Source organism: Fluviirhizobium alvei (genome assembly GCF_030551875.1).
Classification (GTDB): Bacteria; Pseudomonadota; Alphaproteobacteria; order Rhizobiales; family Rhizobiaceae; genus Rhizobium_E; species Rhizobium_E alvei.
This window is the reverse complement of sequence record NZ_JAUOZU010000001.1, coordinates 570,840-594,585: the sequence shown is the minus strand read 5'-3', so window position 1 is coordinate 594,585 and position 23,746 is coordinate 570,840. Positions and strand designations below refer to the sequence as shown.

19 protein-coding genes, 1 tRNA gene and 1 pseudogene are annotated in these 23,746 nt (G+C 61.0%); 15 read left to right on the top strand and 6 right to left on the bottom strand.

Annotated features, from left to right (window positions below; translation table 11 throughout):
• Nucleotides 1-2,556: pseudogene (locus Q4481_RS02835) on the bottom strand (hypothetical protein); the annotation flags it as partial.
• A 258-nt stretch (nucleotides 2,557-2,814) separates the two neighbouring features.
• On the opposite strand from Q4481_RS02835, the gene pdxR reads away from it, so the two are divergent.
• The 5 genes from pdxR to sigJ all read left to right on the top strand — a co-directional run bounded on the left by pdxR (nucleotide 2,815) and on the right by sigJ (nucleotide 7,929).
• Nucleotides 2,815-4,323, top strand: coding sequence for a MocR-like pyridoxine biosynthesis transcription factor PdxR (gene pdxR, locus Q4481_RS02830; protein WP_304374742.1), 1,509 nt, complete (start codon nucleotides 2,815-2,817; stop codon nucleotides 4,321-4,323).
• A gap of 159 nt (nucleotides 4,324-4,482) precedes the next feature.
• On the top strand, nucleotides 4,483-5,865 hold the full coding sequence (locus tag Q4481_RS02825; protein WP_304374741.1) for an aminotransferase family protein: 1,383 nt from the start codon (nucleotides 4,483-4,485) through the stop codon (nucleotides 5,863-5,865).
• A gap of 311 nt (nucleotides 5,866-6,176) precedes the next feature.
• Nucleotides 6,177-6,554, top strand: coding sequence for a hypothetical protein (locus tag Q4481_RS02820; RefSeq protein WP_304374740.1), 378 nt, complete (start codon nucleotides 6,177-6,179; stop codon nucleotides 6,552-6,554).
• Nucleotides 6,551-7,069 (top strand): carboxymuconolactone decarboxylase family protein, encoded by a 519-nt coding sequence (locus Q4481_RS02815; protein WP_304374739.1) that lies wholly within the window; start codon nucleotides 6,551-6,553, stop codon nucleotides 7,067-7,069. The genes Q4481_RS02820 and Q4481_RS02815 overlap by 4 nt, the downstream gene beginning before the upstream one ends.
• Complete coding sequence (gene sigJ / locus Q4481_RS02810) at nucleotides 7,066-7,929, top strand: RNA polymerase sigma factor SigJ (protein WP_304374738.1); 864 nt, start codon at nucleotides 7,066-7,068, stop codon at nucleotides 7,927-7,929. Before Q4481_RS02815 ends, sigJ begins: the two co-directional genes overlap by 4 nt.
• 73 nt (nucleotides 7,930-8,002) lie before the next feature.
• Here the strand turns inward: sigJ and Q4481_RS02805 are convergent, their stop codons facing one another.
• Both Q4481_RS02805 and Q4481_RS02800 read right to left on the bottom strand, forming a co-directional pair.
• On the bottom strand, nucleotides 8,003-8,755 hold the full coding sequence (locus Q4481_RS02805; RefSeq protein WP_304374737.1) for an SDR family oxidoreductase: 753 nt from the start codon (nucleotides 8,753-8,755) through the stop codon (nucleotides 8,003-8,005).
• A gap of 37 nt (nucleotides 8,756-8,792) precedes the next feature.
• A complete protein-coding gene (locus tag Q4481_RS02800) occupies nucleotides 8,793-9,533 on the bottom strand; it encodes a sulfite exporter TauE/SafE family protein (RefSeq protein WP_304374736.1) in 741 nt (246 codons plus the stop codon).
• Between the two features lie 422 nt (nucleotides 9,534-9,955).
• On the opposite strand from Q4481_RS02800, the gene Q4481_RS02795 reads away from it, so the two are divergent.
• From Q4481_RS02795 to Q4481_RS02775, 5 genes are all read left to right on the top strand, one after another.
• A complete protein-coding gene (locus Q4481_RS02795) occupies nucleotides 9,956-10,930 on the top strand; it encodes an agmatinase (protein WP_304374735.1) in 975 nt (324 codons plus the stop codon).
• Nucleotides 10,931-10,993: 63 nt separating this feature from the next.
• Complete coding sequence (locus Q4481_RS02790) at nucleotides 10,994-12,124, top strand: extracellular solute-binding protein (protein ID WP_304374734.1); 1,131 nt, start codon at nucleotides 10,994-10,996, stop codon at nucleotides 12,122-12,124.
• A 117-nt stretch (nucleotides 12,125-12,241) separates the two neighbouring features.
• Entirely contained in the window at nucleotides 12,242-13,333 is a 1,092-nt protein-coding gene (locus tag Q4481_RS02785) for an ABC transporter ATP-binding protein (RefSeq protein ID WP_304374733.1), read from the top strand.
• Nucleotides 13,330-14,214 carry an ABC transporter permease gene (locus tag Q4481_RS02780; RefSeq protein ID WP_304374732.1) on the top strand — a complete coding sequence of 295 codons (885 nt, stop codon included), beginning with the start codon at nucleotides 13,330-13,332 and terminating at the stop codon, nucleotides 14,212-14,214. The genes Q4481_RS02785 and Q4481_RS02780 overlap by 4 nt, the downstream gene beginning before the upstream one ends.
• Before the next feature lie 7 nt (nucleotides 14,215-14,221).
• Complete coding sequence (locus Q4481_RS02775) at nucleotides 14,222-15,022, top strand: ABC transporter permease (protein WP_304374731.1); 801 nt, start codon at nucleotides 14,222-14,224, stop codon at nucleotides 15,020-15,022.
• Nucleotides 15,023-15,209: 187 nt separating this feature from the next.
• On the opposite strand, the gene Q4481_RS02770 is transcribed toward Q4481_RS02775, so the two are convergent.
• Nucleotides 15,210-15,284, bottom strand: a tRNA-Gln gene (locus Q4481_RS02770).
• Nucleotides 15,285-15,475: 191 nt separating this feature from the next.
• Here Q4481_RS02770 and Q4481_RS02765 point away from each other — a divergent pair.
• On the top strand, nucleotides 15,476-15,772 hold the full coding sequence (locus tag Q4481_RS02765) for a cupin domain-containing protein (protein ID WP_304374730.1): 297 nt from the start codon (nucleotides 15,476-15,478) through the stop codon (nucleotides 15,770-15,772).
• Nucleotides 15,769-16,680 (top strand): MBL fold metallo-hydrolase, encoded by a 912-nt coding sequence (locus Q4481_RS02760; protein WP_304374729.1) that lies wholly within the window; start codon nucleotides 15,769-15,771, stop codon nucleotides 16,678-16,680. Before Q4481_RS02765 ends, Q4481_RS02760 begins: the two co-directional genes overlap by 4 nt.
• Nucleotides 16,681-16,703: 23 nt before the next feature.
• Here the strand turns inward: Q4481_RS02760 and Q4481_RS02755 are convergent, their stop codons facing one another.
• Nucleotides 16,704-17,606, bottom strand: a complete 903-nt coding sequence (locus Q4481_RS02755; protein ID WP_304374728.1) for a DUF1499 domain-containing protein — start codon at nucleotides 17,604-17,606, stop codon at nucleotides 16,704-16,706.
• Between the two features lie 17 nt (nucleotides 17,607-17,623).
• On the bottom strand, nucleotides 17,624-19,903 hold the full coding sequence (locus Q4481_RS02750) for a tetratricopeptide repeat protein (RefSeq protein WP_304374727.1): 2,280 nt from the start codon (nucleotides 19,901-19,903) through the stop codon (nucleotides 17,624-17,626).
• A 161-nt stretch (nucleotides 19,904-20,064) separates the two neighbouring features.
• Here Q4481_RS02750 and Q4481_RS02745 point away from each other — a divergent pair, with 161 nt between their 5' ends.
• From Q4481_RS02745 to Q4481_RS02735, 3 genes are all read left to right on the top strand, one after another.
• Nucleotides 20,065-20,481: a hypothetical protein gene (locus Q4481_RS02745; RefSeq protein ID WP_304374726.1), complete on the top strand. Its 417-nt coding sequence runs from the start codon at nucleotides 20,065-20,067 to the stop codon at nucleotides 20,479-20,481.
• Between the two features lie 127 nt (nucleotides 20,482-20,608).
• Nucleotides 20,609-21,499, top strand: a complete 891-nt coding sequence (locus tag Q4481_RS02740; protein WP_304374725.1) for a DMT family transporter — start codon at nucleotides 20,609-20,611, stop codon at nucleotides 21,497-21,499.
• A 189-nt stretch (nucleotides 21,500-21,688) separates the two neighbouring features.
• The gene (locus Q4481_RS02735; protein ID WP_304374724.1) at nucleotides 21,689-23,578 is read left to right on the top strand and encodes a calcium-binding protein; all 1,890 of its coding nucleotides are present in this window, start codon (nucleotides 21,689-21,691) and stop codon (nucleotides 23,576-23,578) included.
• Nucleotides 23,579-23,746 lie beyond the last annotated feature (168 nt).

Sequence of the window (23,746 nt, the reverse complement as noted above, 5' to 3'; positions counted from 1 at the left end):
ATCGCCGGTCGTATAGCTGTTGACCAGTGTCTCGGCGCCGTTCTTCGAACCACTGGCATTGTAGCGCTGCTGATAGATGCCGAGGCCCGAACCATCCTGCCCCTTGCTTTGCCAGGTCACCAGCCAGCCGCCATCGTCGAGCGCTGTCACGCGCGCATTTGACTGATCGCCGGTCGTATAGCTGTTGACCAGTGTCTCGGCGCCGTTCTTCGAACCACTGGCATTGTAGCGCTGCTGATAGACGCCGAGGCCCGAACCATCCTGCCCCTTGCTTTGCCAGGTCACCAGCCAGCCGCCATCCTCGAGCGCGGCGATGGATGCATTTCGCTGATCGCCGGACGTATAGCTATTGACTTGCGTCTCGGCGCCACTTTTCGAGCCGTTGGCACGGTAGCGTTGCTGATAAATGCCATAGCCCGAACTATCCTGCCCGTAGCTTTGCCAGGTCACCAGCCAGCCGCCATCGTCGAGCGCTGTCACAGATGCATTTTGCTGCTCGCTGGTCGTGTAGCTGTTGACCTGCATTTCGGCGCCACTCTTCGAACCACTGGCACTGTAACGCTGCTGATAGATTCCATAGTCCTCACCATCCTGCCCGTAGCTTTGCCAGGTCACCACCCAGCCGCCATCCTCGAGCGCGGTAACGGATGCATAATGCTGATCGCTGGTCGTGTAGCTGTTGACCTGCATTTCGGCGCCACTCTTCGAGCCGTTGGCACTGTAGCGCTGCTGATAGATGCTAAAGTCCGAACCATCCTGCCCATAGCTTTGCCAGGTCACCACCCAGCCTCCGTCCGAGAGGGCGGTAACGGATGCATCAAACTGATCGCTGTTCGTGTAGCTATTGACCAGAGTCTCGGCGCCGCTTTTCGAACCATCGGCACTGTAACGTTGCTGGTAGATGCCATAGCTCGAACCGTCCTGCTCAAAACTCTGCCAGGTCACCACCCAGCCGCCATCGGCAAGTGCGGCGACGGGTGAACCACTCTGGTCGCTAGTCGTATAGCTGTTCACCCGCGTTTCGACATAATTGACATGGTTGCCGGGATCATCGACCGCAGTGACATCGAAAGTGATCGTGTTGGGCGATGTGGAATAGCTGCCGTAACTGTCCACGACATGGAATTCGAGACTGTCGAGCCCGGCGCCATTGTCATCGGCCTCCGGCGTCCAGACCAGTTTGGAAAGATCGCCGACCGCAATCGTGGCATCGGCTTCGACAGTCTCACCATCAAGCTTGAGGGTGCCGGTCTCCGGCAGGCGGGTGATGATGACCGAGGCGAGCGTATCGCCATCGCTGTCAGAAAAGCCGAAATCATCCGCCTCGAATGTGTAGCTCGTGTCCTCATCGAGCGTGACTGTGAGATCCTGAGCCGTCGGATCAATCATCGAACGGCGCTCGCCCTTGGCATTGAACCGCTGCTGGTAGATGCCGGAATCGCTGCCATCCTGGCCCAGGCTGGTCCAGCTCACCACCCAGCCGCCATCGGCAAGTGCAGTGATCGAAGGCGAGGTCTGGTGGGATGTCACCTGGGTCGTGACCAGCGTTTCCGGCCCGTAGGCCGTGCCGTCGTAATGATAGTGCTGCTGGTAGATGCCGTAACCATCGCCATCCTGATTGGCGCTGACCCAGACGACAATATACCCGTGAACACCGGTAAGCGAAGCAATGGCGGCGGCGCTCTGGTTGCCGGTTGTGGTGGTGTTGACCAATGTCTCCGCCCAGGCGACGCCGCCGTTGGCGTCAAACACGCTCCGGTAGATGCCGGTGCCGTCGCCATCCTGATTGGCGCTTTCCCATGTGACAGCCCAGCCGCCGCCATAGGATGTGACGGTCGGCGCGGACTGGAGATCGTCCGTCGTGCTGTTGACCTGCAATGGCGAGGTAAGAGCGGAGCCATCGGCCTTGTAGATCTGCAGATAGATGCCGCTTCCGTCGCCATCTTCGCCATAACTGGTCCAGGCGATCGCGAACTTTCCGTCCGCCATGGTTGTAACACTGGGCTGGTACTGGTCGCTGGCGGTGGTGCTGTTCACAAGCGTTTCATTGCCGACTTTGGCGCCATTCTCGTCATAGCGCTGCATATAGATGCCGGCGCCATCGCCATCCTGGCCGTCGCTGACCCAGGTGACGACCCAGCCGCCATCATCGAAGGCGGCAACCGAAACATCATGCTGGTTGTCCGCAGTCGCACTGTTGACACGCACTTCGCCATCCACCGCGACACCCAGAGAATTGTAGCGCTGCTGATAGATACCGGTCAGGTCGCCGTCCTGGCCCTCGCTCTCCCAGGTGACCAGCCAGCCGCCATCGGCAAGTGCCGTCGTCGATGGCAGATCCTGGAAACTGGCGGTAGTGCTGTTCACAAGCGTTTCGGAGCCGACGGTGGCGCCGAACTTGTCGTAACGCTGCTGGTAGATGCCGGTGCTCGAACCATCCTGATTGTCACTTGCCCAGGTCACTACCCAGCCGCCATCGGCAAGTGCGGTGACTGAGGATGCAGACTGGTTTGAGGCCGTATGCGTATTGACCAGCGTTTCGACAAAGGTTGCCATGAAGTTCCCCGGAATTTGCCAATGGTTAATCAGTCATGAAAATCGCATCGTTCGTTAGCCGAGCGTTCAAAATCCATCAACCAACCCTGATGTGCCAAAGATCATATTTTCTGCAACTCGGTCATCACCAAAACTGGGTATGCGGAGAGCGGGATCGCAAGGCGAAGTCAGGGTGCAGACCGGCCAATCGTCTCTCGCGCACGGTGAAGGCATTTCGCCTCGACGTCTAAATGGCCTGTTTTTTGCTTCATGTGACGCATGAAAATATCGCAACTGAACACACGGATCGAGCAGACCTGGGACCGGATTTTCGGCACCCTCGATCGCGACGGCCAGCCGCTCAACATCCAGATCCGCCGCATGATCGTCGAAGCCATCGAAACGGGTCTGCTGGCGCCAGATACGCGGCTTCCCTCGTCGCGGGAACTCGCCGTGCGCCTTGGCATCGGTCGCAACACGGTCACGGCTGCCTATCAGCAACTCATCGACGAGGGCTTCCTCGCAGCGCGCCAGCGTAGCGGCATTTTCGTCCAGAAGATCACCAGGCCGGCTCTGACACCACCGTCGCCGAAGCGGGCTGCAGACTGGTCCGGCCGGTTTGCAATCAAGCCATCCCGGCTCGCGCAGATCACAAAGCCGCGTGACTGGCGCAGCTATCCCTACCCGTTTCTGTCCGGCCAATACGATCCGGGCCTGTTTCCCACCAACAACTGGCGGGAGGCGGTGCGCGTCACATCGAGCGTCCAGGAAATCCAGGTCTGGGCGGCGGACATGATCGACGACGACGATCCCGATCTGATCGAGCAACTGCGGATGAAGGTGCTGCCGCGTCGAGGAATCCTCGCCCATCCCGGTGAAATCATCATCACCCTTGGCTCGCAGCAGGCTCTTTCGATGATCGTCCATCTGTTCATCGGGAGGGATACGACGGTCGGTCTCGAGGATCCCGGTTATCCCGATCTGCGCAACATGGTAAAACTGAGCACACGCAAGTCTGTCTTTCTTACCAGCGATGCCGACGGGCTGGTTCCGGACGAGGCCTTCGCACGCTGTGACATCGCCTTCCTGACCGCGGGCCATCAGTGCCCGACCACCACAGTCATGCCGCTCGAAAGACGGCGCGATCTCGTGGAAGCCGCCCGGCGGGACGACGTTCTGCTCGTTGAGGACGACTACGACGCCGATCTCTCGATCGAAGCGGACAGCGATATTCCCTCACTTCGGAGCCTTGGTGGCGGCGGCCACATTATCTACGTTGGCAGTTTCTCGAAGGTCCTCGCGCCCGGCCTCAGGATCGGCTACGTCGTCGCGCCAAAGCCTGTCATCGACGAATTGCGGGTGCTGCGCCGATTGATGCTCCGCCATCCGCCGACCAATAACCAGCGGTCGCTGGCGGCCTTCATCGCGCTTGGGCACTATCGCCAGCACCTGGCCCGCGCTGGAGAGGCGATCCGCGAACGCGCCACACTGATCGCGCGGCTCCTGCCTGTCGTTATGCCTTCTTGCGTTTTCCACCGCGGCGATGGTGCGACGAGTTTCTGGATTGAAGGACCGCCGCTGTTCGATGCACGTCCGGTTGTCGAGGCCGCCCGCGCGCAAGGAATCCTGATCGAGGCGGGCGACATCTTCTTTTCCGATCCCGCCCGAGGCCGGAACATGTTCCGGATCGGCTTCAGCTCCATCGCAACCAACCGCATCGAGAGCGGCATCGTCCGGCTGGGGGCGATCGTCGAGGATCATTGTCGCCGCGCCGCCGCTTCATATTGAGCGCAGCGGGGAACCAGAACACAGTATTGATAGGACCAGCCGGGATAACCGCTTCCTGGCGAACTAGGTCGTGTTACAACATCTGATCAGCCCCCGCGCAATCGGACATCAGACGACCCTTCCGTGCGGCGAACATTTCTCAAGGAAAGGCGAGGCCGAATGAACGTTGTTACACAGCCCAACGACATCCGCGACGTGATCGAGGCTGATCGCGCCCATGTCTGGCACCATCTCGTGCAGCACAAGCCGTTTGAAACCAACGATCCGCGCATCTTTGTCGAAGGCAAGGGCATGCGGCTCTGGGATGCGATGGGGCGCGAATATCTCGATGCCCTGTCGGGCGGCGTCTGGACAGTCAATGTCGGCTTCGGCCGGACGAGCATTGCGGATGCGGTGCGCGACCAGCTGGTGCAGCTCAATTATTTCGCCAACTCCGCGGGCTCGATCGCCGGAGCAAAATTCGCCGAACGGCTGATCTCGAAAATGCCGGGCCTCAGTCGCGTCTATTATTCCAATTCCGGCTCGGAGGCCAACGAGAAGGTCTTCAAGATGGTGCGGCAGATGTCGCATCGTCACCATGGCGGACGCAAGTCCAAGATCCTCTATCGCGAACGCGATTATCACGGCACCACGATCGGAACGCTGGCCGCCGCCGGCCAGCCGCAGCGGCGAGAGCAATATGGCCCGATGCCGCCCGGCTTCGTCGAAGTGCCGCATTGTCTCGAATATCGCGGCCAATATGGCGATATCGACAATTACGGCGAGCGGGCAGCACTTGCGATCGAGGAGGTGATCCTGCGGGAAGGTCCCGACACGATTGGGCTTCTGTGCCTTGAGCCGGTGACGGCCGGGGGCGGCGTCATCGTTCCTCCGGCGGGCTACTGGCCGAAGGTGCAGGAGATCTGCCGCAAGTACGACATCCTGCTGCATATCGACGAGGTGGTTTGCGGGGTCGGCCGCACCGGTCTCTGGTTCGGTTACCAGAATTTCGGCATCGAGCCGGATTTCGTTACCATGGCCAAGGGCGTGGCCTCCGGCTATGCCGCGATTTCCTGCACGGTGACCACCGAGAAGGTTTTCGAGATGTTCAAGGACGATCCCGAGGATCCGATGTCCTATTTCCGCGACATCTCCACCTTCGGCGGCTGCGTGGCAGGCCCGGCGGCGGCACTCGAGAACATGCGCATCATCGAGGAGGAAGGCCTGCTCGACAACACGATCGCGATGGGCGAACGGCTCAGGGCCAACCTCCGCACACTGATGGAAAAACATGCCGTCATCGGGGATGTGCGCGGCGCCGGCCTCTTCTGCGGCGCCGAACTGGTGGCAGACCGCAAGACCAAGGAGCCGGCGCCCGAAAAGATGGTGCAGGCGGTGATTGCCGATTGCGCCACGCAGGGCGTCATCATCGGCGCCACCAACCGCTCGCTGCCGGGATACAACAACACGCTCTGCCTCGCGCCGGCGCTGATTGCCAAAGAAGCCGAGATCGACACGATCACCGATGCGATCGGCAAGGCGCTGACGCGGGTGTTCGGCTAGGAACCACACCGCGACACCGGCCCCGTTCGGGGCCGGTGGCTTATGTTGGCAAGATGCCGCTCTGAATATGACGTCCTTTCCGATCGCGCACCAATCGCACGGAGAGCGGATCCTGCACAGACGGGCCCCAACGCGTTTCTTCCGTCAGAGCCCTGCCCTGCTTCAATGTCTTTGCGCATCCGACCTTCCGCGCATCCAACCTTCCGCGCGCGCTCTTTCATGCGCTCGCCTTTCGGCCAATCTTCAAAAAAAATCGTCCCTGCCTGTCACAAAGGCGCCGCCCGCTCGTCCTCATGTCAGGAGGTACGAACATGAAACCCATCTTGATTGCGCTTGCGGCTTTCAACGCTTTAAACGGTACCGCGATGCTATTGGCTCCCGATCTCTGGTACAGGCTCGTGCCGGGCGCAAGCGATACCGGGCCGTTTAACTACCATTTCATCGCTGATATCGGCATCGCATTTCTTGCGTCCGCTCTTGGTCTGGGCATGGCGGCCGTGCTGCAGGCGCCGGCGCGCAGAGCCGCATTGGCCCCGGCTGCTCTGTTCCTGGGTGGTCATGCCACCCTCCACCTGTCGGAATTCGCTCACCATCCAGATTCCATCCTGCGCGACATGCTGCTCGTGGTCATCCCGGGTCTGCTTCCGATACTGATACTGGCTCTCGACATGAAAGAGAAATCGCAATGATAAAGTGGCTTGTTGGACGCAATCTGCGCGCATTTTCAAACAGGTATGACTATGACACCGGCTACATGCATGAGGTGCTCGAAGTCGATGCCGGCGCCATTTTAAAATTGGCCCTTGCGCGAAGTTTTCTCGGCCACGCGGGTACCCTGCCAGCCGCGGTCTGGCACGCAGCCAGGCTCCGCGCTACACTCGCTGCTGATTGTGGCCCCTGTCTTGCCCTAGCAGTGAAGATGGCCGAGGAAGATGGCATGACCAAAAATACGATCGCCGCAATCTTGAAGGGCAATGTCGTCGACCCCGACCTGCAATTGGCCATAGTCTATGCGGATGCGGTTGTGGCCAACCGGCCCGAATATCTCGCTTCGATTCAAGAGGTCCGGGAGAGGTTCGGCATGGCAGGACTCAACGGCCTGTCCATCGCGGTTGTCGCCGGCATGTTCTATCCGCTTTACAAGCGCGGGCTTGGTCACGCGACCACCTGCCTGCCGGTCTTGATGGCGCTCGAGGCCCCATGATCGACAAGACGCAAATTGAAACCTTTGTTGCCCAGAGGCCACGGCTCATCCGGCTCGCCTACCGCTATCTCGGCTCCGTGACGGATGCCGAGGACGTGGTGCAGGATGCCTGGTTGCGCTTTACTGAGGCTAAGGACGTGCGGTCGCCGCCAGCCTTCCTGTCGACCATCGTTACACGGCTATGCCTCGACCGCCTGAAATCGGCCGCCTACAATCGCGAGGAATATTGGGGACCCTGGCTGCCTGAGCCGCTGGTTGACCCGTTCAGTCCCGGCGAGGAAGCCGCTCTCGACATCTCCTTTGCGGTCATGCGATCGCTCGAAACGCTGACGCCGGAAGAACGGGCGGCGTTCTTCTTGCACGACCTATTCGATATGCCATTCGTGGATATTGCCAAGGCTCTCGACAAGACTCCACAGGCCTGTCGCAAACTCGCACAGCGTGCCCGCGAGCGTGTTCAGGCCGGCCGGAGGCGCTTCCTGCCAGATGCTGCACGACTTCAGACCTTTCTGGACGCCTTCCAGACTGCCATGGAAACGAGCGACCACTCGCATCTTCGAGCCCTGCTGGCCAAGGATGCTGAATGCATATCCGATGGCGGCGGCAAAGTGCTTGCGGCGCGCAACATCGTGCGGGGCGCGGACCATGTCACGCAGTTGTTGGTCGGTCTCGGGCGCAAGGTTGCAGGCAGCAATCAGGCAGTGGATTTGCGGCCTGCGGTGATCAATGGCGGACCGGGAATGCTACTCATGCTCGACGGCAGGCTCGACATGTCTTTCAGCTTCGACCTGGATGAAACTGGCGCGATTGCGACCTTTTACATGGTCAGAAATCCCGAAAAACTCACCCATCTCCAGTAGCACGTTCGTCTAGTCACGTTGCGCTGCGGTCACTCGACTACAGGCGGCCTCATCGGAATTAACGTGTGTTGCCTCATGCTCGATGGATCTGGAACGGTGCCCAGGACTGGCTGACCGGCATCACTTCGAGACTGTTGATGTTGACATGGGGTGGCAGTGAAGCAACCCAATAGATCGTTTCGGCGATATCTTCGGGCTGCAGCGGATTGGCGCCGGCATAGATCCGATCATAGGCGGCCTGGTCGCCACCGGTCCGTACCAGTGAAAATTCGCTTTCCGACAGGCCGGGTTCGATCGAGGTCACGCGCACGCCCTTGCTCGACAGGTCGCTGCGCAGCCCGAGCGAAAACTGGCGTACGAAAGCCTTGGTACCGCCATAGACATTGCCGCCGGGATAGGGCCAGCTCGATGCAATGGAGGCGAGGTTCACCACCAGGCCGCGACGGGCGATCAGGCCGTCGAGCATCAGCCGGGTGATGGTTACGAGCCCGGTGATATTGGTATCGATCATCGTCTTCCACTCGTCGAGATCGCAGTCCTGGGCCGGGCCGGTGCCGAGCGCCAGTCCGGCATTGTTGACGAGAACATCGATTTCGGCAAAGGAGCCGGTCAGTCCGGCAATCGCAGCGGCTGTTTCGGCCCGGTCGCGAATATCGAAGCAGAGCGCTAACGCCCGTTCCGGTCCGCCCAGGTCGCTTGCCAACCGCTCGAGCCGGTCCCGGCGGCGGCCGGTCAGAACGACGTTCCAGCCTTCCCGCACGAACCGTTCGGCGGTTGCCTTGCCGAAGCCCGATGTGGCACCGGTGATGAGAGCGGTCTTCGGCATAAACTGTCCTTTCGTGGTCCAAAAAATTTGAAATCGGTCAGGCGGTCGCGATCGCGACGATGGTCTGGATGAAGCCGATCGCCGCGATCAGGACAAGCCCGATCGATGCAACCCGGTCCCAGACAGCGGGCGGCAGGCGGTGCGACAGAAAATAGCCGATCGCAAAGCCCGCCAGCGTCATCGGGCAATAGATCGCCAGCAACCGCAACAGTTCGGCATCCACTGCGCCCATATAGGCGCGGCTGCCGAGGGTGAAGATGTCGATGAGGCCAAAGAAGACGGCGAGCGTGCCACGAACCTCCTCGCGGCGAACGCCGCCTGCCAGCAGCCAGGCCGCGATCAGCGGCCCTCCGACGGCAAAGGCCGACAGAAGTCCGCCGGTGAGAAAACCGATCATCACGCCAAGGACCCGATGCGCCAGCCAGCCCGGCGGCTGCCGGACAAGCGCCGTGCAGGCCGCCAGCATGATGGTCGCCGAGACCAGGATGCGCGCCACATCGCCATCGAGATGGGAAATGAGCAGGCTGCCGCACAGCGCGCCGACAAGGCCGGAGATGATCAGGATCCGCGTCACCGGCCAGTTGATGGGACTGCGCCCCCGGTCGACGATGGTGAAGGCTGTCAGCATGATGTCATTAACGAGAATGAACGGCACCATGCCGGTGGGCGAGAAGAGGCTTGCAAGCCCGAGTGCGGCGACCAGCGCATAGCCGAACCCTGTGACGCCACGGAACATCGCCGCAACGATCGTGACCCCGCCGATGACGAATGCGTCCATCCCCGTCTCCTGTCACTGCCGGGGACGATGTCGCAACCCGTCTCAGTCACCAAGACATAACTTTGGCCGCTCCGGGTCGACAGGTCCAGAATCAGACTCTGATGGTGCCAGCCCGGTTTTGACCGCCGCCATGCTTCCGGATGTCGGAAAATCTCTGGAAAATCAGGAAATTCTTGGCCCGCGCCTCCTCTTGCGAGGAACGGACCGCTCTTTTCGACATCAATTCTGATCAATTGAAGATCAGTCTGCCGATTTTCAGATCGGGATAATGATGAAAAAATAGTCATTCGCAAAAGTAATATTGAATTTCTTTCCGGACACTTCCGATGAGGCAAGCATCCACGAAAATAGTCCGTTGTCAGACTTTGCCATCATGCTAGCCTCACTTCAGAAAAGTGGCGCCAAAGCCACAAGGGGAATAAATGGATCTTAAGAGTTTTCGCCCAGTTTCTGGTCTTGATCTTCCGCGTTTTGCCGGTATCGCCACCTTCATGCGCCTGCCCCATATCGGGCTTGACGATCCCAGACTTGTCGATGTCGACATCGGCCTTATCGGCGTTCCATGGGATGGCGGCACCACCAACCGGCCCGGCCCGCGCCATGCGCCACGCCAGTTGCGCGATCAATCGAGCATGATCCGGTTCGAAAATGCCGTAACCCGCATCGTTCCCTATGATCTGGCACGCTGCGCCGATCTTGGCGATGTTGGCCCCAATCCCGCCGATGTCGCCGATACCCTCGCCCGCATCACCGCTTTTTACGATCAGGTTCGCGACAGGGGCATCACGCCCTTGAGTGCGGGCGGCGATCATCTCTGCACACTGCCGATCCTGCGGGCGCTGGCCCGTCACAGGCCCCTCGGCATGGTCCATTTCGACAGCCATACCGATCTCTACAAGTCCTATTTCGGCGGCTTTCTCTTCACGCACGGCACGCCGTTCCGCCGCGCGGTGGAAGAAGGTCTTCTCGATCCGGCCCGCGTCTGCATGATCGGCATCCGAGGTTCGGCCTATGATTTCGAGGATCGCGATTTCGCGACTGCGGTTGGCATCCGGGTCATCCCGATCGACGAATTCCATGCACGCGGGGTGGAAGATGTGATGGCCGAGGCACGGTCGATCGCCGGAACCGGCGAGACCTATGTCAGCTACGATATCGATTTCATCGATCCGGCTTTCGCACCGGGAACCGGCACGCCGGAAGTCGGCGGCCCCAACAGCTACCAGGCCCTTCAGGTGGTGCGTGGGCTGCGTGGCCTCGATATCGTCGGCGCCGATCTCATGGAAGTGTCGCCGCCTTTCGATCCGACCGGTGCCACCGCTTATCTCGGCGCCAATGTCCTTTTTGAGCTGCTTTGTGTCCTTGCCGAATGCAGGGCACGGAAAACCGCGTCGTAGAGGCCGGCAACAAGGCCTCACGTACGAAAGACCAACCCCGACCAACGAACTGGGAGCATGACGATGACTATTTTCAAGGCGCCTCTGTCGAGACGCAGCCTTCTCAAGTCCACTGCCGCCGGTGCCGCCGTTCTGGCCGCGCCCGGGATCATTTCATCCTCCGCGCTGGCCTCCTCCGGCGAAGTGAACTTCACCGGCTGGGCCGGCTATCCCGGCATGGCCGAGAAGGTGTTCCCGGCCTTTGAAAAGGCCACCGGCATCAAGGTGAATTTCACCGAGCAGCCCGATCAGGACACGATGTTCGCGCAGGCGAAAATTTCGCTCGAGACCGGAACCACAGACGTGATCGAGCCGACGCTCGACCGCGTGTCGGCATGGGCTTCCAACGGGTTGCTGCAGGGCTGGGATGTCGGCAAGCTGGCGCTCGACAACTATGCGCCGGGCCTGGCCGACGGCTCTGCCGGCGAGCGCGCCACCATCGACGGAGCAAAGCTGTTCGTTCCCTCCGTCTGGGGTACCGAAGCACTCGTCTACAGCAAGGAAAGCTACAAGGGCGAATACGGAACCGCAAGCCTGGGCGACCTCTTCAGTGCCGGCAACCAGGTAACCGTGCGCGGCCATTCGGCAATCGCGGCCATGGGCCGCTGGCTCGACAGCCAGGGCAAGCTGCCGAAGCCGTGGATCGACGGCTACAAGGACGAGAAGACCATGGTCGAACTGTGGGACATCGCACTTGCCGAAGCCATCAAGGCGAAGGGCAATGTCGTGCAGTTCTGGAGCGGCGAGAACGAAGCCCAGGCCGCCTTCCGCACCAATGGGGCGGTGCTCGGCCTTTGCTGGGATTCCACCGGCTTCAACCTGGTGAAGGAAGGCTACGGCTATATCGCGCCGAAGGAAGGCGCTTTTGCCTGGAACCAGGGTCTCGTGCTGATGAAGAGCGCCAAGAACATCGAGCAGGCGCACGAATTTGCCAAGTGGGTTTCGACCGCAGAAGGATCGGCTCTCTGGGCGACCGCCTTCTCGTCCAACCCGGTCGGCAAGGGCGGCATCGATCTCATGGATAAGGCTGTCTCGGACTTCTACAAGGCCAGCTTCCCGGGCGACGCACTCTCCAAGCTCTACTGGTGGCCCGATCAGGCAGCATGGTTCCTCTCCAAGCGCGGCGAATATGCCGACAAGTACAAGGCAGCCTGAGCCACGCCCCCATCGCGCCGGACGCCTTCCGCGTCCGGCAAGCTGGTGGCCGGACCGGCCGCCGGCATCACCGGCCCGCATGGGCTCCGATGGGCGACAAGCAGACGAGTTTCTTGCATGAGTGCCAGTATCGAACTTCAGAATGTTTGTGCGGATTTCGGCAGTTTCCGCGCCGTCGACAATGTCTCCCTGTCGATTGGGGCGGGCGAGTTCTTTTCCTTCCTCGGCCCTTCCGGATGCGGCAAGACCACCATATTGCGAATGGTCTCGGGTTTCATTTCTCCAACCTCGGGCACGATCGCGATCGGCGGCAAGGACATGCGCGACCAGCGGCCGAACCAGCGGCCGACCGCACTCATTTTCCAGAATCTTGCGCTCTTTCCCCTGATGCCCGTCTGGGAAAACATTGCCTTCGGATTGGAAGCGCGCGGCGTCGACAAGGCAACACGCCGTAAGCGTGCCGAGGAACTTCTGGCGCTGGTGGACCTTCCTGGCGCTGCCGACAAGGCGGTGAGCAGCCTGTCCGGCGGGCAGAAGCAGCGCGTGGCGATTGCCCGCGCGCTTGCCGTCGAACCCTCGGTCATGCTGCTTGACGAACCGCTGTCGGCGCTCGATCTCAAGCTGCGCCAGCATATGCGCGCCGAACTGCGCGCGATCCAGAAGCGCACCAACGTCACCTTCATCTACATTACCCACGACCAGGGCGAAGCGCTCGCCATGTCCGACCGCATTGCGGTGATGTCGCATGGCAAATTGCAGCAGGTGGCGCCGCCTCGGGAGATCTACAATCATCCGGCGAACGGTTTCGTCGCTTCCTTTGTCGGCGAAAGCAACATTCTGCTCGGCAAGACAGTTGCGAGCGGAGATGGCGTTGGCGAATTCTCGACCGCAGTCGGCACGTTCCGGGCCCGGCTCGGATCCGAGGTCAGCGCGGATTCAAAGCTCTATGTCCGGCCCGAAAATCTGAGGCTGGAAGCGATATCAAAAGATCATAACTCAATTCCGGTGGAAGTGACCGATATCGCGTTTGAAGGCAATTTCATCTCGGTTCGCACGGTCGATGCGACCGGTCACATCCTTGTGTCGGAAATCCGCAACGATGGCGCCGATGCCGTGCCGGAGAAAGGCGCCAGACTGTTTGCGAATTTCGATCTCGACAAGGCCTTCATTCTCGTTGACGAGGCAAAAACCAGCGCGGTGGCCTCATGAAGGATCTCCTCGCCCGCTATGGCGCCGGCCTGACCTTCCTGATGTGCGCATTGGTGCTGTTCTGGCTTCTGGTGCTGGTGATCTTTCCCAATCTCTATCTGTTCGAGAATTCCTTCCGACCCTATCTGCCGGTGCAGGAGATCGGTGGCCCGAAGGATATCTACACGCTCAAGAACTACATGACCTTCTTTGAGAGCCCGATCCATATTTCGGTGTTCCTCTGGACGGTCCTCTATTCCTCCTTCACCACCGCCATCTGTTTTGCGATTGCCTATCCCCTCGCCTTTTACCTGTCGAAAAGAGCTTCGCCGCGCAGCGTGCCGACGATTTTCCTGCTGCTGACGATTCCGCTCTGGGTCAGCGAAATCATGCGCTCCTTTGCCTGGTTCATCATCCTGTCGCTCAAGGGTCCGCTCAACTTCACGCTCCTCAGCCTCGACCTGATCGAAAAACCGATCCGCTGGATGACCGGCTTCCGCTCGGTCATGATCGGCCTTGTCTATACCTACGTTCTCTTCATGCTGTTTCCGATCTACAATTCGATCCAGTCGCTCGACAGCAGCCAGATCGAGGCTGCGGAAGATCTCGGCGCGCCGGGCTGGCGCATTCATTGGCGCGTGATCCTGCCGCATGCCAAACCCGGCATTGCCTCGGGCTCGGTGATGGTCTTCATGCTCTGTGCCGGCTCCATTCTGGTGCCGACCCTGCTCGCCTCGACCAACTCGCGCTGGTTCACCGAGATCATCCAGCAATGGATGTTCGAGTCACTCGACTGGAACACAGGTGCGGCCTACGCCTTCCTGCTGCTCATTCTCTGCACTCTGTTCGTCACCCTCGTCATGCGGCTTTTCCGCGTCAAACTCTCCGATATCGCGAAGTGAGGCGGCCATGAAACATCGTTCCGACTGGCTCTTCCGTCTCTATCTGGGGGTCTTCCTCGCCTATCTTCTGTTGCCGCTGGTGGTAATGGGTGGCGCTGCCTTCAATGACACCCGGTTTCCCTCCGTGTTTCCCTGGGCAGGCTTTACCTCCCACTGGTTCGTCGAACTCTGGCAAGACACGCGGCTTCTGAACGCATTCAAGAATACGCTGCTGGTCGCGCTTGCCGTCGTCGCCATTTCGGTGCCGATCGGCACCGCAGCGGCGATCCTGGTCAACAGCATCGGCGGGACCCTGCGCTCGGCACTTTACGGGTTGATGGTGGCACCGATCCTGACACCCGGCGCCGTAATCGGCATTTCGACGCTTCTGTTCTGGAACCGGCTGTCGGTCCCACCCGGTCTGCATCTGTCGGTGTTTGGCCAGGTGTCCTATATCGCCGCCTTCGTGATGCTGCTTGTGCTGGCGCGGTTGCAGAGTTTTGACCGATCACTCGAAGAGGCCGCCCTCGATCTCGGCGCCAGCCACGCGATGGTGCTGCGCCGGGTGCTGTTGCCGCATCTCTATCCGGCACTCGGTGCCGGCGCGGTCATCGCCTTTTTCCAGTCGATCGAGAATTTCAACGTCACGCTTTTCACCCGCGGGCCCTATGACACATTGACGGTCTATGTGTTCTCGAAGGTGCGCAGCGGGATTACGCCGACCATCAATGCGCTGGCAGTCATCCTGATCGCCGCCACCTTAGCCGGCGCGCTTGCCGTCGAATGGCGTCGTCGCCTCGCCGCACGCAGCACCAAACGACTTGCCTGATTGCGCTCGTTTTCTATCGGTGTGTCAGGCTGTTCGGAGTTGTTCACCTCTCGCCTGTCTCATTGAGCGCGTTAAAGCCTGACCTGAAGCAAAGCTTCAAAGCGCCTCTCAACGATTCCGCCAAGAATAGCCATCGCCAGGAAATCAATCCCGCGTAACAAGTCTGTTTTATTTGATTTTAAAGCAATGGCTGGGGCGCCTGGATTCGAACCAGGGGATGGCGGTACCAAAAACCGCTGCCTTACCGCTTGGCTACGCCCCAACAGCTCAATCGGCGCAAGGGCCGGAGCAAATCGTGCGCCTGATTAGCAAAGCCGGGCCTAAGCTGCAATCGCCTCAAGGGATTTTTTTCCACAGGGCCAAACAGTCCGCGCCGTCTTTGCCGGCTCGATCGTTTTTCCTTTGCCTGCCGTGCTCTTGGGCGGTACGAAGTTGATGACAAGGGAGAAAAGCATGCCAGGATTTGCCGCCAGACCACCCGCCACCCCAACGCTCCTTCTCGATGATGCGGTCGTTCGCATCACGCGCTGGGATTTTCCGCCCGGTGCCGATACCGGTGTGCACACTCATGGCATGGGTTATGTGGTGGTGCCGATGACCGATTGCGCCATGCTGATCGAGGAAGACCAGGGCAACCGCGAGGTCGATATCGCCAAGGGTGCCGCCTATCGCCGCGAAGCCGGCGCCACCCACAATGTCGTCAATCGCGGCGATGCGCCGATGAGCTTCATCGAGATCGAATACAAGTGAGCGAAGAACCGGAATTCCGGCGCGATTTCGATCCCGCCCATGGCCGCGCCGTGCCGGTGGCGCCGGGGGTCGAACGGGTGACCGTCAACAACCCCTCGCCCTTCACCTTCCATGGCACCAACAGCTATATCGTCGGTGACCGGTCCGTCTGCGTCATCGATCCCGGCCCCGACAACGAGGCCCATCTTGATGCACTGATGACGGCACTCAAGGGCCGCGAGGTGACCCATATCGCCGTCTCGCACACCCACCGCGATCATTCCCCGCTTTCCCGCCGGCTGAAGGAACTGACTGGCGCGACAATCGTCGCCGAGGGGCCGCATCGGTCTGCCCGGCCGCTGCACAATGGCGAGGTTAACCCCTTTGCCGAAAGCGGCGACAGCGATTTCGTGCCCGATCTGGCACTCGGACACGGCGACCGGATCGAAGGCGACGGCTGGGTGCTCGAAACATTGCTGACGCCCGGCCACTGCGCCAACCACGCCGCCTTTGCGCTGGTCGGCCAGGATATCGTCTTTTCCGCCGATCATGTGATGGCCTGGGCTACCTCGATCGTCGCACCGCCGGATGGTGCCATGGCTGATTACATGGCGTCGCTCGACATGCTGCTCGAACGCGACGACCGGCTCTATCTGCCGGGCCATGGCGGGCCGGTGGAGGACCCGCGCAGCTTCTGCCGCGGCCTGCGCACCCATCGCCGCATGCGCGAACGCGCCGTGCTCGACCGGATCCAGAAGGGCGACCGCTTCATTGCCGACATAGTGAAGGTGATCTATCGCGACACCGATCCGCGCCTGCATGGCGCCGCCGCCCTTTCGGTGCTCGCGCATCTTGAGGATCTCGTGGGCCGCGGTGCCGTGCTCTGCGACGGACCGCCCGCGTTAGCAAGCCTCTACCTGCCAGGCTGACAAAGCGAACCGGGATCTCCCGGTCAATCGCCGGCAATGCCGAGCAGTTCGGCATCGAGCGCGCGCAGATAATCGCGGATGAAATCGGCACCGGTGCCGAGATCGTGGTGGCCGTAACGGGCCTCCACCCGGATATCGACCAAAGTTGTTTCGGCCTCCTCGCGCAGGCGGATGACGATATCCTGCCGGAAACCGAACAGAAACGTCCGCCGCTCGCCCTGGATATAGGCATCCCCCGGCGGCAGCGCATTGACCTCCGGTCCGACATCGTCCGGACGCGGCATCGGAATGGGGATCTTGTCGATCAGATCGGGCACGGCGCCGTCATCCGGCTTGGCGGCGGGTTGCTCAGGTTCGGCGGTCAATTCAGGTGCGCCCGCCTCTTCGGTGATCGTCATGCCATTGTCGATCGCCACCTTGCGCGCCGCCGTATAGACGCGATCGAGCGCGCCATCATAGCGGCGACCGGTGAGATCGCGATAGGCGCTCGCCTGGGCGGTGCGTTCGGCCGTGGTCACCGGCAGGCGCGCACCCATCCAGGACTGGTCGGCGCTCACGGGCTTCAGCCATTGCGGCGGATCGGCGATATCGCTCGTCACATCGTAAAGCGGCGGCAGCTTGAGGAACAGGCCCGCAGCGACCGCCGCCGGCACGAGCGCCACGAGCGATAGCGTGAGCGCCTTGATGGAGGCCATGCCGCCGCGCGCGCCACGGCGCCAGAGCGCGGCAATGCCGACAAGGGCGAGATAGGCGCCAACAGAGGCCAGCAGTGCGGCTACGGCAGCGATGGCGATATAATAGGGCGTGGACAGAAAGCCGAACCGGTGCGCACCCCAACTGAGAAGCGCGACGAAGAAGGATAGAAGCGCCATCTTCTGGCCGCGATAGGCGGCATGCGAGACGGGACGCTCGTAACGGACTGTCATGCCATGCTCTCCGGCGCTTAGCGATTCAGGCTCTCCGCGACCATTCCTGCATAGGCCGCTTCGAGATTGGCCGCAATGGCAGCGGTGGAGAAGAGCGCACAGCTCGGCAGGCCCTCGACCAGGCGGGTTCGGATGGCGGACAGGGCCTCACGATCTCCGGCGAGCGCGACGGCACGATCGATATAGTCCGTCATACTGTCGGTCACCATATCGGCAAGGCCTGCGGCCGTGACGATGGAGGCGCCGACGCGCCGCGCGAATGTGTCGCCTTTCAGCGTGAGAACCGGAAGGCCGGCCCAGAGCGCATCGCTGGCCGTCGTATGGGCGCCATAGGCGAAACTGTCGAGGAAGAGATCGGCCAGCCGATGGCGGGCGAGATGCTTCGGCTTTGCCAACCGGTCGGCGAAGATCACCCGCTCGCGTGCAATGCCGTTGCGAACGAAGGCATCGGCGATGTTCTCGGCGGCGGCGGCATCGGTGCGGAAGAGCCAGAGAACCGAACCCGGAACGCGGGCAAGAATGGCGCTCCAGGCATCGACGAGTGCTGCATCGATCTTGTAGTTCATCGAGAAGCAGCAGAAAACAAAGGCGTCGTCGGGCAGGCCGAAATCGGCGCGGCGCACAGGATCGGCGTCGATCGTCTGGCGATCGTCATTGGCCTGGTAGCAGCCCGGCAGACGATAGATCTTCTCCGAGAACAGCGGCTCGCTGCCCTTTGGCGCGATGATATCGTCAACGATGATCCAGTCCATGAATTCCGCCCCCATCGAGCCGGGGAAGCCGAGGTAATTCACCTGCACGGGGGCAACGCGCGCGGCCAGCAGTTCGCTGCGGGCATGGGCCGTGTAACCGGCGAGATCGATGACGATGTCGAGATTTGCCGCTCGCATGCGGCGGGCGGTCTCGGCAAGATCGAGCGTGCGCACATCCTCAAAGCGTTCGACGGCATCGATGATGCGGCTGCGGTAGGAACTCGCATCGTCGGGTCCGGTCGACCATGCGGAAATCTCGAACCGCTCGCGATCATGCGCCTCGAAGACGCCGGCCATCAGTTGCCCGATCGGATGTTCGCGCAGGTCCGGCGATAGATAGCCAATGCGCAGGCGGCGGCCTTCGATCGGCTGCCGCTCCGCATCGAACGGTCCAAGGGCACTTGCCCATCTCAGCGTTCTCTGCGCAATCGAGGCCGAATAGGTTCTGGCAACCCGCAACTGCCGTGCCGGATCGACTGTCATGCTGAGGAGCGAAAAGGGCGACGGCGCATCATTCGGGCGCTTCGGGAAATCGGGCGCGTCGATCATCGCTTCGAGCCTTGCCTGATCGGCTTCGAGGCCGGCCCAGTCGCAAAGCTTCCGGCGCAATGTAATCAGCGCGGCGAGCGTCCGGGCACTCTGCGGCCGCAGCGCGACGGAACGGCGAAACGCCAGGCGTGCTTTCAAAAGATCGCCGGACTTTTCCAGGCTGTTGCCGTAATTGAACCAGGCATCGCCATGATCGGGGCGCGCGTCGGTCGCCTGCTGGAAGAGCGCTCTTGCCTCCGCAAGTTGCCTACGCTCCTCGAGCAGGGTGCCGAGATTGTTGGCGGCATCGGCCTGGCGCGGGTCGAGCGAAAGCGCACGGCGAAACTCCGCTTCCGCCTCGGTTATCCGGTTGAGATCGAGCAGCACCCGGCCGCGGCTGGACACGAAACCCGCGTGATCGGGAAACGAACCGAGGGCAGCGTCGAGGGTCGCAAGCGCGCGCTCCGGCTGTCCGGTCTTGGAATAGGCCGATGCCAGTCCCTGCCAGGCCGGCTGCAGGGTCGGAGCGGCGCTGACGAGTGCTTCATAGAGGGTCAGCGCGTCGGCAAAACGGCCGGCTTCGTTATAGGCATGGGCGAGATTGTTGCGCGCCTCGATGGACCCGGGTGCCAGACGAACGGCCTTTTCCAGTGCCGATATGCCCTCGCCGGCCCGGCCGGACTGGCAGAGTGCCACGCCGAGATGATTGAGGATCATGCCGTTGGTCGGCGCCAGCATGACGGCCCGGTTGAAGGCTTCGATGCCCTTGGCGATATTTCCGACCTGCAGATGGCAGACCCCGAGCAAGTGGGCCGCTTCCGGGCTGGTGCGGCCCAGCCGGGCGGCTTCTTCGGCAATCGGCAGCGCCTCGGCGCCTCGGCCCTGAGAGAGCATCTGGCCGGCTTTTTCGAGCAGCGCGCGAAGATCGGGACCCGGCGCTGGCCGCATGTCCCTGTTCTGGGACCCCTTGCTCTGGGGAATGAACTTGCCGCCGTTTCCCCTGCCGTTCCCTGCCATCGTCTTCGCCTCGCAATGCCTGTCCTAATTGGCGGGAGGCAACATGGAACCGGTGGCCTTGTCAACGCGGTTGCTCCCCTCGCCTCAAAATCGCCCAGCTTATGCAGGACTTTGACGGATGGGTGGGGCGATCAGATCAGGATCTCAATGGAGTGTTGAGAATGCAAATCGACAAAGCCGTCGCCAAGGCACCAACCGAGGCAACACCCAAGGTCGCCGCCCAATCCGGCGCAGAGAACGTGCTGGATGTTGCGGAACTGGCGCTGGCGCTCGATCTGAGCCTCGAAACCCATCCGATCTTCGTTGAAGCCGTCAAGGCTGCCATTCGCCCTGCGCGCGGTGAATTTCTGTTTGAACTTCCACATGGCAAACCCGGCGCCAAGGGTCGCATTGCCGCCATGCGGTTTTCCCTCGCCAACAGCCACGAACCGCTGATCCTCTTTGCGACGCTGGGCGATGACGGGCTCGAAACAGCGCTTACGCGTTTCGAGGAGCAGCCGGAACATTTGCAGAGTTTCGCGCAATCCTTCGTCTCGGTGTTCGAGACGTTCGGAGCCGGCAAGACGCTGACCCACTGAGGACGCGAATTTCCGCCGGCACCCGCTTGCCTAGTGCCGACCCGCAGCGTAATGCGTCGTCATTTCCAACCAAGCCGCCCGGCTGAGAGACGACGCCCTTCCCATGACCGCTCCTTCGCAAGACAAGATGGCCGCAGCCCAATCCGCGCGGCCCGCTTCCGATATGACGCTCGGCATCATCGCCATGCTGGGGGCGGCGGCGGCCATGAGCATTTCGCCGATCCTGGTGCGGTTTGCCGATGTGGGACCTTTGGCGAGCGCCTTCTGGCGCGTGGCGCTGGCGATGCCGGTTCTCTATCTCTGGATGCGGGCAGAGGAAAGCCAGCCCGGCAAGGCGAAGGGCAAGAGCTGGTCACTGCCGATCATCCTCTCGGGCCTTTCTTTCGCGGGCGATCTCTTGCTCTGGCATCTGTCGATCATGAAGACGACAATTGCCAATGCCACCTTCTTCGCCACCATGGCGCCGCTCTGGGTGGTGATTTTCGGCTGGCTGCTGTTTCGGCACGGGGTGAACCGTCCAACCATGATCGGTCTGGCCCTCTGCCTTATCGGCGGCGGCGCGCTCGTCTCGCAGAGCCTGTCGATCAACCCGGCCCAGGCGCTTGGCGATGCGCTCGGCATTGGCACCGGTATCTTCTTCGGCCTCTATTTCCTCGCCGTGGGGGCTGCTCGCCGCGACACGGGGGCTGCGCGCGTGACCTTCGAGATGAGCGTCATCACCATCCTCATTCTGGGAGCCGCCGCTCTTGTGGTGGAAGGCGATATCCTGCCGAAGGGAATGGCGGGCTGGGCCGTGCTCCTGGCACTTGCCCTTATCAGCCATGCCGGCGGCCAGGGTCTTCTTTCGGTGGCGCTCGGCCGGCTTCCGGCAACCTTCTCCTCGCTCGTCATCTTCCTCGAAGCGGTGGGAGCTGCCATTCTCGCCTGGATCCTGCTCGACGAACCGATCTCACTCCTGCAGGCGATCGGCGGCGTGATCATTCTTTCCGGCATCTGGATTGCACGTCCAAGAAATTGAGCCAAATATAAAGTTACAACTGCTCTTGGCAGTAAGTCGCGCAAATCGCCCGGTCTCCGGCAATATTTGCGTCCTCTTGGTTTGACTTATGTTAATAATGTATTTACCAAAATAAAGCGGTCAGTTTGGCGCCCATTTCATGGAACGCCCCGAACAATCGCGTGGTTGAACACGGATTGGGAGGGGCAGATGGCGCTCTACGTCGGCAATGAAACTCAAGACAATACTGTCAGCACTTTCACGAATTTCACCCCATTGGTAGTCGGGCTCAAGGGCGGCGGGTTTGCGCTTACCTGGAACGTAAATGACTCAACCATTTACACCCGCACATTCGCCGCCGACGGAACAGCGAACAGCACAGACGAGACGATCGTTGTCACCAACGGTGGCAACTACTATGAGATGCTCAGTGGCGTGACGGCGCTGTCGAACGGCGGCTACCAGCTGGCCTGGACATCGCTGGGTGGCGATGGCCAATATTACGGTGTCCGCCAGCAGTCGTTGACCGACGAGGGAGATTTGTCCGGTTCGCTGAGCGTCGTCAACTCCTACGCGCCGGGTGGACAGACCGATGCAGATCTGGCTGGATTTTCGGGCGGCGGGTGGATCGCGGCCTACACTTGCTGGGGATATGGCGCCAACGGCAGTTATGCTATCACCTGGCGTGCATTCGACGCGGATGGCAATGCAAGAACGCTCAACGGCAGCAGTGAAGACACACCTGTCAACCAGACAGGCCTTGGCGGGGAGTCCGACGCGCATATTGCGGTGCTCGAATCTGGTGGCTGGGTCGTCACATGGACCACGGCTGCGGTATACAACGATCAGCGGCCGGGTGAACTCAATGCCGTCTGCCAGCGCGTCTACAATGACGACGGAACACCGCTGACCGACGAACTCCGCGTCAATGTCACTACCGAAAACCGGCAGGCAGGTTCGGATGTCGCAGCCCTTTCCGGTGGCGGTTATGTGGTGACCTGGCAGTCCGAAGGCGGGCAGGATGGCTCGGGTGCTGGTGTCTACCAGCAAATCTACAATGCCGCTGGCACCGCGCTGTTCGATCACGACCTTCTGGTCAATTCGACGGTGACGGGCGAGCAATGGGAAGCCTCGGTGGCAGCGCTGAACGATGGCGGCTGGGTGGTTGTCTGGAAATCCAATCACAACGGAACCTATGACATTTTCCAGAAGGTCTTCGCGGCCGATGGCACAGTTTTGGAAGACGAAATGCTCGTCAGTTCCACAACTGGCACACAACGCGAGGCCGCAGTGGCTGCACTCGAAGATGGCGGCTGGGTCGTGACCTGGCGCGGCGAAGGACAGGTCGAGGGAGAAACCAACTCAATCTTTCACCGCCAGTATGGTTTCACCTATGAAGCCCCCTCCGGTTTCGACAAGACACTGAAGATCAAGGAAGATGTGACCCAGACCCTCTCGGCCAACTATTTCGGCTTCTCCGACGATGACGGCAATGCGATGAAGGGCGTCATCATCTCCAGCCTGCCCACCAAGGGCGTCCTCAAGCTCAATGGCGTTGCCGTGACGACCGACCAGATGATCGATGCCGCCGATCTCGGCAACCTCACCTATACGCCGCCCGCCAACGCGTTCGGAACCGGACTGGCAAAGATCGGCTTCAAGGTGGTCGATGATGGCGGCACTGCCTATGACAGCGTCGATACCGATGCGAGCGAGAATTTCGTCACCTTCAACATCACCGATGTCGTCGATGTCTTTAACGGCACCAATGGCAACAATACGCTGACGGGCACGCAAGGTGCCGACCGTTTTCTCGGCATGGGCGGCAATGACACGCTCAAGGGCCTTGGCGGCATCGACACATTCACCTTCCGGACCGGTGATGACAAGGACAGGATCATCGGCTTCGACGCCGTCGGCTCTGACCATGACATCATCAATCTCGCCGGCTTGAACTCGGTCACCTCCTGGAACGACCTCAAGAACAACCACATGACCAGGTCCGGCGCCGATGTGGTGATCAATGGCCTCAATGGCGATACGATCACGCTTTCAGGCGTCAAGCTCACCGATCTCGACAAGGGCGATTTCGTGCTTTGAGTTGGGGTGGGCATTAGCGTTATCGCGTTGGCTCGCCCATCCCCGGCAGATTGCATGCGTCTTTCGCAACGAAGCCGCTTTGTGCCAGGAGCGGTCATGATCCAAGTCCTTCTGTCTTGACGGTGAATTTTGCAAATTTCACAATCAAGAATGCCATAGGGTAGCGGG

Bases quoted from the DNA above. Each gene is read 5' to 3' on its own strand.
- Q4481_RS02805 (WP_304374737.1), bottom strand. From the start codon at position 8,755: ATGCCGAAGACCGCTCTCATCACCGGTGCCACATCGGGCTTCGGCAAG.
- Q4481_RS02825 (WP_304374741.1), top strand. From the start codon at position 4,483: ATGAACGTTGTTACACAGCCCAACGACATCCGCGACGTGATCGAGGCT.
- Q4481_RS02735 (WP_304374724.1), top strand. From the start codon at position 21,689: ATGGCGCTCTACGTCGGCAATGAAACTCAAGACAATACTGTCAGCACT.
- Q4481_RS02740 (WP_304374725.1), top strand. From the start codon at position 20,609: ATGGCCGCAGCCCAATCCGCGCGGCCCGCTTCCGATATGACGCTCGGC.
- Q4481_RS02750 (WP_304374727.1), bottom strand. From the start codon at position 19,903: ATGGCAGGGAACGGCAGGGGAAACGGCGGCAAGTTCATTCCCCAGAGC.
- Q4481_RS02795 (WP_304374735.1), top strand. From the start codon at position 9,956: ATGGATCTTAAGAGTTTTCGCCCAGTTTCTGGTCTTGATCTTCCGCGT.
- Q4481_RS02745 (WP_304374726.1), top strand. From the start codon at position 20,065: ATGCAAATCGACAAAGCCGTCGCCAAGGCACCAACCGAGGCAACACCC.
- Q4481_RS02780 (WP_304374732.1), top strand. From the start codon at position 13,330: ATGAAGGATCTCCTCGCCCGCTATGGCGCCGGCCTGACCTTCCTGATG.
- Q4481_RS02790 (WP_304374734.1), top strand. From the start codon at position 10,994: ATGACTATTTTCAAGGCGCCTCTGTCGAGACGCAGCCTTCTCAAGTCC.
- Q4481_RS02765 (WP_304374730.1), top strand. From the start codon at position 15,476: ATGCCAGGATTTGCCGCCAGACCACCCGCCACCCCAACGCTCCTTCTC.
- Q4481_RS02755 (WP_304374728.1), bottom strand. From the start codon at position 17,606: ATGACAGTCCGTTACGAGCGTCCCGTCTCGCATGCCGCCTATCGCGGC.
- Q4481_RS02820 (WP_304374740.1), top strand. From the start codon at position 6,177: ATGAAACCCATCTTGATTGCGCTTGCGGCTTTCAACGCTTTAAACGGT.
- pdxR (WP_304374742.1), top strand. From the start codon at position 2,815: ATGAAAATATCGCAACTGAACACACGGATCGAGCAGACCTGGGACCGG.
- Q4481_RS02815 (WP_304374739.1), top strand. From the start codon at position 6,551: ATGATAAAGTGGCTTGTTGGACGCAATCTGCGCGCATTTTCAAACAGG.
- Q4481_RS02775 (WP_304374731.1), top strand. From the start codon at position 14,222: ATGAAACATCGTTCCGACTGGCTCTTCCGTCTCTATCTGGGGGTCTTC.
- Q4481_RS02785 (WP_304374733.1), top strand. From the start codon at position 12,242: ATGAGTGCCAGTATCGAACTTCAGAATGTTTGTGCGGATTTCGGCAGT.
- Q4481_RS02800 (WP_304374736.1), bottom strand. From the start codon at position 9,533: ATGGACGCATTCGTCATCGGCGGGGTCACGATCGTTGCGGCGATGTTC.
- sigJ (WP_304374738.1), top strand. From the start codon at position 7,066: ATGATCGACAAGACGCAAATTGAAACCTTTGTTGCCCAGAGGCCACGG.